The organism is Streptomyces sp. SID12501 (genome assembly GCF_010550245.1).
GTDB lineage: Bacteria > Actinomycetota > Actinomycetes > Streptomycetales > Streptomycetaceae > Streptomyces.
Genome location: NZ_JAAGLU010000870.1, coordinates 1 through 411, shown reverse-complemented (window position 1 = coordinate 411; position 411 = coordinate 1). Strand labels below are relative to the sequence as shown.

The 411-nt window shown below is 70.8% G+C and carries 1 pseudogene; it reads right to left on the bottom strand.

Annotated features, from left to right (window positions below):
• Positions 1-411 (bottom strand): annotated as a pseudogene (locus tag G3I71_RS48895) (IS3 family transposase); the annotation flags it as partial.

The window sequence follows — 411 nt, the reverse complement described above, 5'->3', positions numbered from 1 at the left end:
CGGTTGGGGCCCTCGGCTATCAGCTCTGGTTTTTTGCGCGGCGGGTGAGTGGCCTGCCGGCGCCGTTCGCGGACCTCGCCGTGCCGGCGCAGGATCCGGTACATCGTCGACTCCGAGCACAAGTAGACGCCACGGTCCAGCAGCACCGCGTAGATTTCGGCGGGCGCCATGTCGACGAACTCGTCCGACCGCAGCACCTCAAGGACCTTGGCCTCCTCGGCCTGGCCGAGGGCCCGCGGATGCCGTCGCCGCTCACGCCGCGGCCGCACAGGAGCGGGACCGCGGCGGTGATGACGGTAGTAGGTGGCCCGGCTCACGCCGAGCGCGGAGCACGCCTTCACCCGGCCTACCAAGCCCGTCAGGTCCTCCAGAGCCCGGTCGCGGGCATCCTCGAAGACCGTGACCGCTACC